Genomic DNA, 14,016 nt, shown 5'->3' on the forward strand with positions numbered 1-14,016 from the left:
GAAGGAGTGTTGTAAATATTTGGATTGATAGAAAGATATATTTTGTAGGGAATACATAGAAAACGACGAGTTAAAAAGATTGAATTTTCAATTAAAAAAGGAAGGTGAGAAAATTGGAGCTAGTTATTATTTTATTAGCACTAAGCTTGCTTATGTTTGTTGCTTATAGAGGATTTTCTGTTATTTTATTTGCACCGATTTTTGCCCTATTTGCGGTCTTTTTAACAGAACCTAGTTTTGTGTTACCTTTCTTTTCAAATATTTTTATGGAGAAAATGGTAGGCTTTATTAAGTTATATTTTCCAGTTTTCTTACTTGGTGCGATTTTTGGTAAAGTAGTAGAAATGTCTGGAATTGCAGATTCTATTGCTAAGACAATTATTGAAGTAGTGGGTGAAAAACGGACCATTTTGGCTATCGTTTTAATGGGGGCTGTTTTAACTTATAGTGGTGTCAGTGTTTATGTTGTTGTGTTTGCAGTGTATCCATTTGCTGCAAAATTGTTTCGTCAAGCGAATATCCCGAAGCGCCTAATACCAGGAACGATTGTTCTTGGAGCTGTTACGTTTACGATGGATGCACTTCCGGGATCACCGCAAATTCAAAACGTAATCCCGACAACATTTTTTAAGACAGATATTTATGCAGCACCTATACTCGGTATTATTGGAGCAATTTTTGTCTTAACATTAGGTTTGATCTATTTAGAGAACAGGCGTAAGAAGGCAAAAGCAGCTGGAGAAGGGTATTTTGGTTTTGAAGATGGGAATTCTGAAATGGCAGCATCACTAGAGTTAGAGCAAAAGAATCATACTACTCTCCAAAGTATTGAAATTTCGAGAGTACAGCAAGTCATTGCTTTTGTACCACTTATTTTAGTAGGAGTTATGAATAAGTTTTTTACGATGACTATACCGAAGTGGTATCCAAATGGTTTTGATTTTTCCGCAATTGGAATGAAAGCATTTGGAAAGGTGGAGTTAAGTGCAGTAATTGGGATTTGGTCGGTAGAATTAGCACTCATCATTGGAATTATTACAACGCTTTTATTATATTGGAAGCGTGTTGTGACAGGATTCCAAGCTGGATTGAATACAAGTATTGGAGGAGCGTTGCTGGCAACAATGAATACAGGAGCAGAATTTGGCTTTGGTGGCGTGATTGCAGCACTTCCTGGGTTTGCGATTATACGAGATAGTATTTCTGCAACATTTACGAATCCGCTTGTGAATGGAGCGGTGACAACGAATATTCTTGCTGGTATTACAGGTTCAGCTTCAGGGGGCATGGGCATTGTTTTAAGTGCGATGGGAGATAAATTTATTGCGGCGGCTGATCAATACAATATTCCGCTAGAGGTTATGCATCGTATTGTCTCAATGGCATCGGGAGGAATGGATACACTTCCACATAACGGAGCGATTATTACAATCCTTACTGTTACAGGGTTAACACATAAACAATCGTATCGTGATATATTTGCTGTAACAATATTAAAAACGGTCGCTGTATTTTTAGTAATTGCTTTTTATACATTTACAGGAATTTATTAATAAATTTATTAGTTTGGGAGGAAATAATTATTCGAAGTGGAATATTAGATTTGATAATTTATGCAGTATAAGGTTCACATTATAAAATATTTAGTAGAGAAAGAAGGGGTGGATTCCTTGCAAGAAATCGCGGAATTTCGTATGCCAAAGAACGTTTTATATGGGAGAAATTCACTTGATAAATTAGGAGGACAGGCAATCAAACTAGGGAAAAAAGCTTTTATTATCAGTGATTCTATTATGAAAAAGCTTGGCTATATCGATGCGTGCGTGAAACTACTAAAAGCAAAAAAAATAGATGTTATTACTTATGAAAATGTAAATGCGGAACCAACAAATATTCATGTTTTGGAAGCGCTAACGATATGTGCAGAGTCAAAATGTGATTTTATTATTGGACTTGGTGGAGGAAGTTGCATTGATGCAGCAAAAGCTGTAGCAGTTCTGTTTACAAATGGGGGAGAGATTGGAGAGTATGTTCAAAATCATGTAGAAATAGAAAAGCAGCCATTACCCCTTATTGCAATTCCAACAACATCTGGTACAGGCTCAGAAGTTACAAGTGTTGCTGTTATTACAAATACAAAAACAGATGTCAAAATGATGATTAAGCACCCAAACTTTACGCCACAAATAGCAATTATCGATCCGTTATTAACACGTTCTGTTCCACCGAATATTACTGCAGCAACAGGTATTGATGCACTGTGTCATGCAATTGAAGCATATCTTTCTAGATTTTCACAACCGCTTACAGATGTACTAGCACTTGCGGCAATTGGAACGATTATGAAACATTTGCGAATCGCCTATGAAGATGGAACAAATATAGAAGCGCGAGAAGCGATGATGATTGCTTCCTTACAAGCTGGCATTGCTTTTTCAAATGCATCGGTTACTTTAGTTCATGGAATGTCACGTCCAATCGGAGCGCTATTTCACGTACCCCATGGTATATCAAATGCGATGTTACTACCAGCAGTTTTAGATTTTACAAAAGTTTGCTCAGTCAACCGCCTTGCAGATATTGGGCGGAGTATAAATCCGGACTTACATTCATTATCTGATGAAGAGCTTGCTGATTATACGATTTTTGAAATAAAGAAACTTTGTTTGGATCTACGTATTCCCAATCTTAGAGAGTATGGAATTGATCAGGTTGAATTTGAAAATGCTCTTTCAAAAATGGCGAAAGATGCACTAGCTAGTGGGAGTCCGAGTAATAATCCACGTATCCCTTCTTATCATGAGGTGAAAAAATTATATCGTATATGTTTTGACTATCAATATGAAAATTCTATAAGTACTTCATAAGAATTCTGAAAATTATTAAAATATTTCCATGGAAATGAAAAGGGGCGCAGGAGATGGAATTAGTAATTATATTATTGGCTCTTTGCATGTTAATGTTTGTTGCGTATCGTGGTTTTTCTGTTATATTATTTGCCCCAATTTGTGCACTATTTGCGGTTTTATTAACAGAACCAAGTCATGTATTACCGTTTTTCTCTAATATTTTTATGGAAAAAATGGTTGGGTTTATTAAATTATATTTTCCTGTTTTCTTACTTGGAGCAATTTTCGGTAAGGTAGTAGAAATGTCAGGGATTGCGGAGTCTATTGCAAAAACAATTATTCAGCTAGTTGGTGTCAAACGTTCCATGCTAGCAATTGTCCTAATGGGAGCTATATTAACTTATAGTGGTGTTAGTTTGTTTGTAGTGGCTTTTGCGGTATATCCATTTGCAGCTAATTTATTTCGCGAGGCTAATATTCCAAAGCGATTAATACCAGGAACCATTGCTCTTGGAGCGATTACGTTTACAATGGATGCCCTTCCAGGAACCCCGCAAATCCAAAACGTTATTCCAACCACGTTTTTTAAAACAGACATCTATGCAGCACCATTTCTTGGAATCATTGGGGCGATTTTTGTATTCATTGTTGGTATGTTGTATTTAGAAAGAAGACGAAAAAAGGCAGAAGAAAGTGGTGAAGGTTATTATGGTTTTGAAAAAGAAAATCCAGAAATGGCAGCTACAACTGAAACAGAACAAAATATAAAACCAGCTATTCATGCTTCTGAAATTACACCACTTCGTCAAGTACTGGCTTTCGTACCGCTTATTTTAGTAGGGGTCATGAATAAAGTTTTTACAGTGTTGATTCCAACATGGTATCCAAAGGGCTTTGATTTCTCCTCGATTGGATTAAAAGCCTTTGGTAAAGTAGAACTTTCTGGTGTGCTAGGTGTATGGTCTGTAGAACTAGCACTTTTAATCGGAATTATTACAACGATAATTTTAAATTGGAAACGCTTATTTACTGGATTTCAAGCTGGTTTAAATGCAAGTATTGGAGGGGCATTGCTCGCAGCTATGAATACTGGAGCCGAATATGGTTTTGGAGGAGTTATTGCAGCATTACCTGGTTTTGGTGTCATTCGAGATAGCATTTCTACAACGTTTACAAATCCGCTCGTAAATGGTGCAGTGACTACAAACGTTCTTGCCGGAATTACTGGATCAGCTTCAGGAGGAATGGGTATTGCCTTAAGTGCGATGTCGGAGAAATATATTGCGGCAGCAGAGCAACATAATATTCCATTTGAAGTCATGCATAGGGTTATTTCAATGGCATCAGGAGGAATGGACACATTACCGCATAATGGTGCGGTTATTACGTTATTAGCAGTAACAGGGTTAACACATAAACAATCATATCGTGACATTTTTGCAATTACGATTATTAAAACATTGGCTGTATTTGTTGTGATTGGTGTTTATACTCTAACAGGGATTGTATAAAAACATAAACAAAGACTTTAGAAAAACATCTAAAGTCTTTGTTTATTATATTAAAAGTATCTAATAAATAGGCGCTAGATGATGATTAGTTTTTCAGATGGAAAGGAATAGGTGGATATGAAAATGATAGGCCTTATCGGTGGAATGAGCTGGGAGTCATCGGCTGAATATTATCGGATAATAAATGAACAAGTAAAAAAGAGATTAGGAGGATTACATTCAGCAAAATGTCTTTTATACAGCGTTGACTTTGCAGAGATTGAATATTATCAATCTGAAGGTGATTGGGAAAAGGCGGGGGAAGTATTAGGAGAAGCTGCATATTCTCTTGAGAAAGCTGGAGCAGACTTCATTGTTATTTGCACGAATACAATGCATAAAGTTATTAGTAATATTAAAGAGAAGGTGAGTATCCCTATTTTACATATTGCGGATGCAACAGCTATAGAAATAAAAAAACATGGAATTCGATCAGTTGGTTTACTTGGAACGAAATATACAATGGAACAGGATTTTTACAAATCACGAATAGAAGAAAAGGGTATGAAAGTAATGATACCAAATGAAACAGATAGGGAAATAGTAAATAGAATCATATATAACGAGTTATGTTTAGGAAAAGTTAATCAAACATCAAGAGATTTCTATAAGGAAATAATAAATCGCTTAGTACAAAACGGAGCAAAAGGAATTATATTAGGTTGTACGGAAATAGGGCTATTAGTAAAACAAGAAGATTCTCCAGTGCCTTTATTTGATACAACTTTTATACATGCTGTTGAAGCTGTGAACAGCTCTTTAGGCAGGTACTTGGATGCAGTGCAAGAGAATAAAAAATAACAACATAACTTTATTATGTAAACTAATGCAACTGTATGGATGGAAAACATTCAGAAAATATTTTATAATGTAAGTGGTTACAAAAAGGGGGAGTATGGATGTTTTCACTTCAGCCAATTGCTTTTGTACATAATGAAAGAAAAATGATAATGGATGACGAATGGGGAGATGTACAATCTCTTATTACATTAGTGGATTCATATTCAGAAGAGAGTATACAAGGAATTGAATACTTTTCCCATATTGAAGTAATCTTTTATTTTCATAAAGTACAAGATGAACAGATTCAATATTCAGCTAGACATCCAAGAAATAATAAAGAATACCCGAAAATAGGTATTTTTGCACAGCGGGGGAAAAATCGTCCAAATCGATTGGGGGCGACAATTGCAAAAGTAGTAAGGCGAGAAGGAAAATCAATTGTAGTTGAAGGATTAGATGCAATTGATGGTACGCCCATATTGGATATAAAGCCTGTTATGAGAGAGTTTTTACCGAATGAAGATACTACCCAACCTGAATGGGTAACGGACCTTATGAAGGAGTATTGGAAGGAGAGCGGGACAAAATGAAGGTGTATGAAGCAACAATTTCAGATTTAGATGGATTAGCAGATGTGTTTAACAATTATCGTATGTTTTATAGACAGGAATCAAATGTAGAAGGTGCAAAAACATTTTTGCGTAATCGTATAGAACGAGAAGAATCGATCATTTTTGTAGCAGTAGAGGATGGACAATACCTTGGATTTACCCAATTGTACCCTTCTTTTTCATCTATTTCTATGAAAGAGTTATGGATATTAAATGATCTTTTTGTACAAGAAAGTAAACGTGGAGCTGGCATTGGGAAGAAATTATTAGAAGCAGCTAAAACTTTCGCATTAGAGAATGGTGCGAAGGGATTAAAACTGCAAACAGAAATAGACAATATATCAGCGCAACGATTATATGCTGAAAATGGTTATTTGAGGGATAATCGTTATTTTCATTATGAACTAACTTTTTAAACTTAGCAAAGCTAGTAGACGTATACATAAAAAAGTAGATTATATTTATATAATCTACTTTTTTAATCGTATTATTTATTTAGGACAAAGTGTATGTTGTAGAATCCATGTAACAGCATCTTGAAAGTTTTCTGCAATATAATCTGGTTCAATATTAGCCCATTTATCGCGATATGTGTGTAAAGCATCATGACCAGCTCCTGTTTGAACTAATATCGTTGTTGCATGAACATTTGCACCCGCAACGATATCAGTCCAGCGATCACCGATGACAATACATTTTGTCAAATCAAGCTTATGTTTTTCTGCTGCTTGTAGAAGCATACCTGTACTTGGCTTTCGGCATTCACATCCATCTCCATGTCTATGAGGACAAAGGTATACGTCATCAAAACCGAATGCTTCTAGTTCCTGACTAAAATCTTCTATACTCGCTTTCCCATCAGCAATGCCAGGCTGATTTGTAAAGGAAAATAGTTTTATATTTTGCTCTTTTAATGCACGTAAGGCGTTTTGTGTAAATGGAAATAAGGTGAATACACCAGGATAATGTATGGTAGTGTCTCCTCCAATTGTTCCATCTCGGTCAATGAAAATAGCTTGAAAGTTTGTCATAATAATTAGTTCCTTCCATATGGATAGATTAAAAATATTTCACGAATCGATATCCATTTACTTCATATCCTAATTTTTTATAGAATGGATGAGCTTCTGTTCGCTGTGTACCACTTACAAGCCATGTACCAATACAGTTATGCTCTTTTGCTAATTGTTCTGCATACTTCATTAAAATTTGTCCAATTCCTTTTCTCCGTGCTGTTGAGTCAACGCTAATAATGGATATTTCCCCATACCGTGTTATATCTTCTAAGTTCTCTCGTATGCGAAATCCAAGAAATCCAAATATCTCATTATCTTCCTCGTAAACATATAGGAAATCAAATGGACTCATTTCAATAAATTGTAAGCGGTTTTGCATGTCGGCATGAGAAATATCAGAGCCTTTTAATTCTTTTGTTAGTGAACAAAGTGCTTCTATATCGTTCGCAGTCGCTTTTCGAATGTGAGATTCCATACTCTCAGCTCCATCTGTAAATATAAATTAATAACTCCAAATGTTAAATATTCTGCTAAAACTCATTTTTTCCTGCTCTTGATATTAATATTTAATATATTAGATATGCAGAATAATATTTTAAAAGAAAATATGTTATGATTTTCCTGGGGGTTATTGTAAATAGAAAAGAGGGGAAACAATTTGCTACAAGTCAATATTCGCTCAGCAGGTTATGAAACAGGAGAAAAAACAATCCATGATATAGCTTTTTCAATTAAAAAAGGTGAATTAGTTGCTTTGATTGGTGCAAATGGCGCCGGGAAAAGTACGACAATTAAGTCAATGCTTGGCTTGCTTGCAAATATGGATGGTGAAATTACGTTTGGTGAAAAGAGAAATCCATATGCATATGTACCAGAACATCCGACTTATTATGATTATTTAACTTTATGGGAGCACATTGAATTGTTAATGGCTGCACGTGGGTGTGAAGCAGAAAGTTGGGAGGAACGTGCACGGGAGTTTTTACATACATTTCGAATGGAAAAGCATAAGCATGAATACTTATCGAAGTTTTCAAAAGGGATGAAACAAAAGTCCATGTTAATTCTCGCATTCTTAACAGAACCGGACTTTTATATTATTGATGAACCGTTTATTGGATTAGATCCGGTAGCAACAAGGGAGTTTTTAAATTTCTTATATAAAGAGAAAGAACGTGGGGCTGGGATTTTACTTTGTACTCATGTACTAGATACAGCGGAAAGAATTTGTGAACGATTTTTACTTATTTCACAAGGAACTTTACTAGCGAACGGTAATCTACAAGTGATTCAATCACTAGCAGAAATGCCAGACAGTCCATTACTAGATTGTTTTGATGCAATCGTAAGGCAGGAACAACATGATGAAACAACAATTTTATAGAAGGTTACGTCATGAACTAAAAAGAAAATGGAAATCGATTCGCTCTGTAATCGATTGGACAATCGCATTATATTTTATCGTTCCAGCAATTATATTTAGCGGAATTTATTATCGTTCGTTATGGACAAGAGAATTATCTGCAGAAGAACCAGCTTATTTTTTATTAGGTTTGTTTGTGTTTTCCTTTGTTACATATTCAAGAGGGATGCGTTCGTTTTTTGAGCAAGCAGATAGCCTGTTTTTAATTCAGCATCCAGCTCATATGCAAAAGTTAATGAAATATGGCATGGTATACACATGTATTCGAATAAGTATAACAAATATCATTGTAGCGCTCATTATGTTACCTATATTGGTTAAGAGTATGGATGCATCCCTTTTACAAGTTGTATTATTTTGGCTGTCCTTTACCGCTTTTCGATGTATGTTATCACTATTGGTAAGATATATGGATGTGCGTAGAGGGAAGCGCTGGGTATTTTGGATTGTAAAGATTATCGTATTTTTTATAAGTTTTATTTGTTTGGGAAGTGGTGTGTTTTTAGGTTTTAAACATCCAGTATATGCAATAATATTTATCATTGTATTGATTGGAGTTAGTTTGATATTGATAAAACAAAAAATGAACTATCAGCGTTTCTTTTTTAAGGAAGTTGAAAAAGAAAAGGAAGAGGGTATGCGCTGGACGATGGAAATCATGCACTTTAGTGGTCAAACAACGAAGCCAAGTAATAACTCGAAACCATGGTTATTTCCACGTTCAAAGCATATACTTGGAAAAAAATCGGATTCACGTATCGTTGAATCGTTTTTAAAGGAATATTTTCGATCAGGTGTTTCTTTAAGTTTTTATATTAAAATTATTTTTATGAGTGCAGTATCTGTGAAAATAACGCCGTGGTGGATTGCGCTTATGATTATTATATTTGCTTGTATTGCAATTGCACGTTACTCTGGTGACCAATGGAATGAGTTTGCGAAAAAAATGTTTCTTCAATTATATTGTGAGCAAGGGAAGTTACTATTGTTAAAAGGAAGGGCAACGATGTGCTTGTTTATTCCGGCTGTTTTAATCTATGGAACCGTTCTGCTTGCACAATTTTATTTATTGCCAGCTATCATCATTGGTATTTTATTATTAATAGTAATAGGATGGATTGTATTTTTACCATAGAAAAAGAGCCAGGATGGCTCTTTTCTAGTCTGTAATGGACTGGTAAATAAAATATAAAAGTACAAAAATGCTTAAGACGGAGTACATGACATCTAGAGTCATTAAAAATCCTCCTCACTATTGTTGTACTTATATTATATGAAATCTTACTATTCCATATTCAAATGAAAAAAATATGAAAGTTAATAAATTTGTAAAGTGCAAAAATTAGCATCATTTTGTATAATGGAAGAAACAACCGTTATAAAAATATAAGTAGTGAAAGAGGAGGGAATAAAAAATGCCAAATTGGTTTAGAAAAACGTTAGTCGCATTAATTACTGTATTTACATTTGGCTTAGTGACGCCTCCTTCTATTTTGCTTGATAATGCAAAAGCGGACAAGCCTACTAGGCAACAAAATTTGGAGCAGTCGTCCTATACATATGAAGAAGATCGTGAGAGGTTAACCACAGACACCTTTATCACTTATGCGATGCAAGAGGCTGAAAAACAATCTATGCAAAAGTTCGGTTCTAAAATTGGGCCTGTGATTGAAGATGAGTTTAAAGATATTATTTTACCTAAAATTGAAGAGGCAATCGCAGAACTTGCGACAGATGTACCAGAAGAAACTTTACAATCATTAGCAATTTCACAGAAACCAACAGGTGGCAATAATGAAAAGATTTTTCATGTGTATGATACAAAAACAGGAAACGATTTATTGCGTTTTCATGTAAGACGTGATCATCCACCGCAAGATGGATATTATTTTAATTTCCATTATCATCGCTTTGATGATGGATATACAGGACATCATGAGCTAGGTGATATTTATTGGAATACGAATATGCCGCCGAAATGGCTGTCTTAATGAAAAAGAACAAGGGTAATGACCTTGTTCTTTTTTTGTTGTATAGATGTGAAAATTAAAGGGAAAAGAGATCTTAATAGCGAATGGGATAGGTTTAGAGTTGTTTAAAAAAGAAGATAAGGGAGTATTCATTATGTTGAAATATGTTGTGTTTGATTTTGATGGTACATTAGTAGATTCACAAGATATATTTGTTCCAATGTATAATCAAATTGCTGAGAAACATGGGTATAAAAGGGTAAAGGAAGAGGATGTCGAACCTTTACGAAAATTGTCTATTACAAAGAGATGTAAACAACTTCATGTACCAATGTATAAACTTCCTTTCTTAGCAGTAGAGTTTTATAAGTTATATCAGCCTGCTATTAAGGATCTTGTTTTGTTTAATGGAATGAAGGAAGTACTAGATGAATTACATAGAAAAGGTTATGAAATAGCGATTATATCATCCAATTCAGAAGAACATATTAAAACGTTCTTACATAAGAATCGAATAGGAAATATTGAAGATGTTTTTTGTTCGAAAAATTTGTTTGGTAAAGATAAAGTTATCAAGAAATTTTTAAAAGAAAAAAACTTAACAGAAGCTGATATGTTGTATGTTGGTGATGAACAACGAGATATTGTTGCGTGTAAAAAAATTGGTGTGAATGTGATATGGGTTGGATGGGGGTATGATGTGATGGAAACGGTGAAAGAAGATTCCCCAGATTATATGGTAAATACACCGAACGAAATTTTACATGTAGTTGAATCTATTTATTAAAATGATGGAAGGGAAATGATGTAGTAAGAAGCATTCTTACATATAAGGAATTGTTCCATCATAAAAGTCTGTCCATATGTATACATTTTGAAGGGTGACAGAGGAATTTCGACAAAAAAGAAGAAATGATACGAGAGAAGTATTTTTAAGTACATTCCGATATCGTTCTCATAAATATCGTGAAAAAAGCATGTAGAAAAATTAAAATAGGAAGTGAGGTGGAAAGTGGTGCTCGTCCATAAAGCGTGTAAGTTTCGGATTTACCCTAATACAGAACCAAAAATACGTATCGCGAAAACAATTGGTTGTTCTCATTTTGTATTTAATTACTTTTTGGCAAAATGGAATGATAGATATAAAGAAACAGGAAAAGGATTAACCTATGGCACTTGTTCTTCACAATTACCTGCTCTCAAAAAAGAATTTGTATGGCTAAAAGAAGTGGACAGCACGGCTCTTCAATCTTCTCTTCATAACCTCGCTGACTCGTATTCACGATTCTTTAATAAACAAAACAAAGCACCTCGGTTTAAGTCGAAAAACAATAAAGTCCAATCGTATACAACGAAGCACACAAATGGGAACATCGCGATTGTAGGGAATAAAATAAAGTTACCAAAACTTGGTCTTGTCACGTTTGTCAAAAGTCGTGAGGTAGAAGGACGTATTTTGAGCGCTACTGTCAGAAGAAATCCAAGTGGAGCATATTTTGTCTCGATTCTTGCCGAAGTAGAAGTGCAAGAATTGCCAAAGACAGGTTTCGCTGTTGGTGTGGATGTTGGCGTGAAAAACTTTGCGATTCTTTCAACTGGAGAGGTATTTGGCAATCCGAAATGGTTTCGGATATTAGAGAAAAAGCTCGCTCATGCTCAGCGTATTTTGTCTCGCCGTACAAAAGCGGAGCGAACTGGCATAAACAGCGAATCAAAGTGGCTCGTATTCATGAACGAATCACAAATGCAAGAACCGATTACTTGCAAAAACTTTCTACGATGATCATCAAAAACCACGATGTGATTGGGATAGAAGATTTGCAAGTATCCAATATGTTACAGAATCACAAGCTAGCGAAAGCGATTCAAGAAGTATCTTGGTCACAATTCAGAGCGATGCTTGCGTATAAGGCAAAATGGTATGGTAAACAAGTCGTCGTGGTAACAAAAACATTCGCCAGCTCTCAACTTTGTTCGCATTGTGGTAACAAAAACAAAGACGTGAAAGATCTGGAATTGCGTGAATGGAAGTGTCTTTTTTGTGGTATGCATCATGGTAGAGATGTCAACGCAGGAAAAAAATTGAGAAAAGAGGCCTTAAGGCTTCTAACCGTAGGGACTACGGGGATTGCCTACTTATAAAGCCGAGGGATACTTTGGTGTTCGTAGGAATCCTCTACTTAACATTCAAACAGTTTGTTAGAATGTTAAGTGGGGTAGTTCAAGATCCGAATGGGTTTGTAGTAGAAGTTGCTTATACGCCTAATGTGAAAATGTGAGGTCGGTAAGAACATTAAGTTCCAATAAAAATAGAGGGACGTATAGCGCTCCCTCTATTTCGTATATCGGTATTTTTATTTTATTTTTGTAAATGTTAGAGGCTGTGTACTTAACATAGCTGGTACATGTAATTGGATTGTTTGGAATTGCCCTTTTATATCCATCTCATAAGCAAGCAACACCTTCATTTCTATTTGGAATAAGTCTAACGTCGTAGAGAACATATCGTAGTGATGATGCTGTAGTGGGACTTTCATCTCTGTAAATTGTACATATAATTCTTCATTTTGTTTATATACTTCTAGTGTTCCATATGCAGGGTGTTCGAATGTACCAGTGTAATCTTTGAATGGATGAGAAGGTATAGTCTCTTGTATTTGTTCTGGAAGTGATTGATTTACCTCTTTCATCATTTCTTTCAATTTATCAGTGTCTTCTATAGCGCGCTTATGCCAATCAATTGTTTCTAATCCGAGGAGTTCGTCATAGATTTGATTTGCGAGATAACTAGGGAGTAATGTACTTCCCGAGTTCGTTAATATGACAAGGCCTATATTTTCTTTTGGAATAAACGAGACAAGCGCCGTAAAACCATCAATATTTCCGCCATGATGAATCACTTTATAACCACGGTAGGCACTAATAAACCAACCAAGACCGTAACTGTTCAATGGAGATTCAGGTGTTGATAAAAATGGCTGGTCGGGAATTGTGTTGTGCGGCGTATACATTTGTTGTAATAATTCAGCAGATAGTAATTCGTGATCTCCTGTTTTTCCTTGATTAAGATGGAAAAGTACCCAATTCGCCATATCTTCAATTGTTGAATTGATGCATCCAGCAGCTCCTACTGTATCAATATTACGGAATGGGACCTCTTTTATTTCTTCATCTTTCTCAACATAAGGCAATGCATAGTCATTCGTATTTTGTGAGTCAGTGACAGAGAAGTTTGTTTGTTCCATTTGAAGTGGTTCTAAAATATGTTCTTTGACGTATTGTTCCCATGTCTGATTTGTAATGTTTTCTACAAGATAGCTTATTGTTGCATACATTAAGTTGTTATATAAGAAAGTAGTGCGAAATGGCGCATCGAGTGATAAATGCTTTATTTTTTCAACGATGTCTTGTCGAGTTAAGGAAGAGTTGTACCAAAGAGCATCGTGACGACTTACTCCAGAGCGGTGGGAGGCTAAATCCCGTGCTGTAATTTGTGAGCTTGCAAATACATCGGATAAAGAGAATATAGGAATGTAAGATTGAACAGGAGTATCCCAATCAAACTTTTTTTGCTTTGCTAATAGGCTTAAAGAAAGTGTACCAAACGCTTTAGTGGCAGAGCCGATTGCAAAGCGTGTTTGAGGTGTAACTGGTTCTTTCTTTTCTAAATTACGATAGCCAAACCCTTCTGAAATGATAACTTTTCCATCTTTTATAACTGTGACGGCAGCTCCAGGAACGTTTAAATCTTCCATCATGTTTTCAATGGTTGCTTGTAGTGTACTAATAATAGGAATTTCAATTTTAGACATCT

General features: G+C 35.2%; 13 protein-coding genes and 1 pseudogene. 11 read left to right on the top strand and 3 right to left on the bottom strand.

The window, feature by feature from the left end; translation table 11 throughout:
- Positions 1-113 precede the first annotated feature (113 nt).
- From AAIE21_RS09920 to AAIE21_RS09945, 6 genes are all read left to right on the top strand, one after another.
- Positions 114-1,553: a GntP family permease gene (locus AAIE21_RS09920; protein ID WP_343266624.1), complete on the top strand. Its 1,440-nt coding sequence runs from the start codon at positions 114-116 to the stop codon at positions 1,551-1,553.
- Between the two features lie 108 nt (positions 1,554-1,661).
- Positions 1,662-2,867, top strand: coding sequence for an iron-containing alcohol dehydrogenase (locus AAIE21_RS09925; protein ID WP_343266992.1), 1,206 nt, complete (start codon positions 1,662-1,664; stop codon positions 2,865-2,867).
- Between the two features lie 53 nt (positions 2,868-2,920).
- Complete coding sequence (locus AAIE21_RS09930) at positions 2,921-4,360, top strand: GntP family permease (RefSeq protein WP_343266625.1); 1,440 nt, start codon at positions 2,921-2,923, stop codon at positions 4,358-4,360.
- A 117-nt stretch (positions 4,361-4,477) separates the two neighbouring features.
- Positions 4,478-5,200: an aspartate/glutamate racemase family protein gene (locus AAIE21_RS09935; protein ID WP_343266626.1), complete on the top strand. Its 723-nt coding sequence runs from the start codon at positions 4,478-4,480 to the stop codon at positions 5,198-5,200.
- A 98-nt stretch (positions 5,201-5,298) separates the two neighbouring features.
- Positions 5,299-5,772 carry an SAM-dependent methyltransferase gene (locus AAIE21_RS09940; protein ID WP_343266627.1) on the top strand — a complete coding sequence of 158 codons (474 nt, stop codon included), beginning with the start codon at positions 5,299-5,301 and terminating at the stop codon, positions 5,770-5,772.
- Complete coding sequence (locus AAIE21_RS09945) at positions 5,769-6,209, top strand: GNAT family N-acetyltransferase (RefSeq protein WP_336452617.1); 441 nt, start codon at positions 5,769-5,771, stop codon at positions 6,207-6,209. Before AAIE21_RS09940 ends, AAIE21_RS09945 begins: the two co-directional genes overlap by 4 nt.
- Positions 6,210-6,284: 75 nt before the next feature.
- Here AAIE21_RS09945 and AAIE21_RS09950 read toward each other — a convergent pair whose 3' ends face one another.
- Entirely contained in the window at positions 6,285-6,824 is a 540-nt protein-coding gene (locus AAIE21_RS09950; RefSeq protein WP_343266628.1) for an HAD-IIIA family hydrolase, read from the bottom strand.
- A 28-nt stretch (positions 6,825-6,852) separates the two neighbouring features.
- Positions 6,853-7,284, bottom strand: coding sequence for a GNAT family N-acetyltransferase (locus tag AAIE21_RS09955; RefSeq protein ID WP_343266629.1), 432 nt, complete (start codon positions 7,282-7,284; stop codon positions 6,853-6,855).
- Positions 7,285-7,467: 183 nt separating this feature from the next.
- Here AAIE21_RS09955 and AAIE21_RS09960 point away from each other — a divergent pair, with 183 nt between their 5' ends.
- From AAIE21_RS09960 to tnpB, 5 genes and pseudogenes are all read left to right on the top strand, one after another.
- Positions 7,468-8,193, top strand: a complete 726-nt coding sequence (locus AAIE21_RS09960; protein WP_343266630.1) for an ABC transporter ATP-binding protein — start codon at positions 7,468-7,470, stop codon at positions 8,191-8,193.
- Positions 8,171-9,367, top strand: a complete 1,197-nt coding sequence (locus tag AAIE21_RS09965; protein WP_343266631.1) for an ABC transporter permease — start codon at positions 8,171-8,173, stop codon at positions 9,365-9,367. The genes AAIE21_RS09960 and AAIE21_RS09965 overlap by 23 nt, the downstream gene beginning before the upstream one ends.
- 280 nt (positions 9,368-9,647) lie before the next feature.
- On the top strand, positions 9,648-10,223 hold the full coding sequence (locus AAIE21_RS09970) for a YpjP family protein (protein ID WP_343266632.1): 576 nt from the start codon (positions 9,648-9,650) through the stop codon (positions 10,221-10,223).
- Between the two features lie 133 nt (positions 10,224-10,356).
- Positions 10,357-10,989, top strand: a complete 633-nt coding sequence (locus tag AAIE21_RS09975) for an HAD family hydrolase (RefSeq protein WP_343266633.1) — start codon at positions 10,357-10,359, stop codon at positions 10,987-10,989.
- A 228-nt stretch (positions 10,990-11,217) separates the two neighbouring features.
- Positions 11,218-12,344, top strand: a pseudogene (tnpB, locus tag AAIE21_RS09980) (IS200/IS605 family element RNA-guided endonuclease TnpB).
- 212 nt (positions 12,345-12,556) lie between these two features.
- Here the strand turns inward: tnpB and AAIE21_RS09985 are convergent.
- Complete coding sequence (locus tag AAIE21_RS09985) at positions 12,557-14,014, bottom strand: serine hydrolase (protein WP_343266634.1); 1,458 nt, start codon at positions 14,012-14,014, stop codon at positions 12,557-12,559.
- Positions 14,015-14,016: the final 2 nt, after the last annotated feature.

Source organism: Paenibacillus sp. 102, from assembly GCF_039549175.1.
Classification (GTDB): Bacteria; Bacillota; Bacilli; order Bacillales; family Bacillaceae_G; genus Bacillus_A.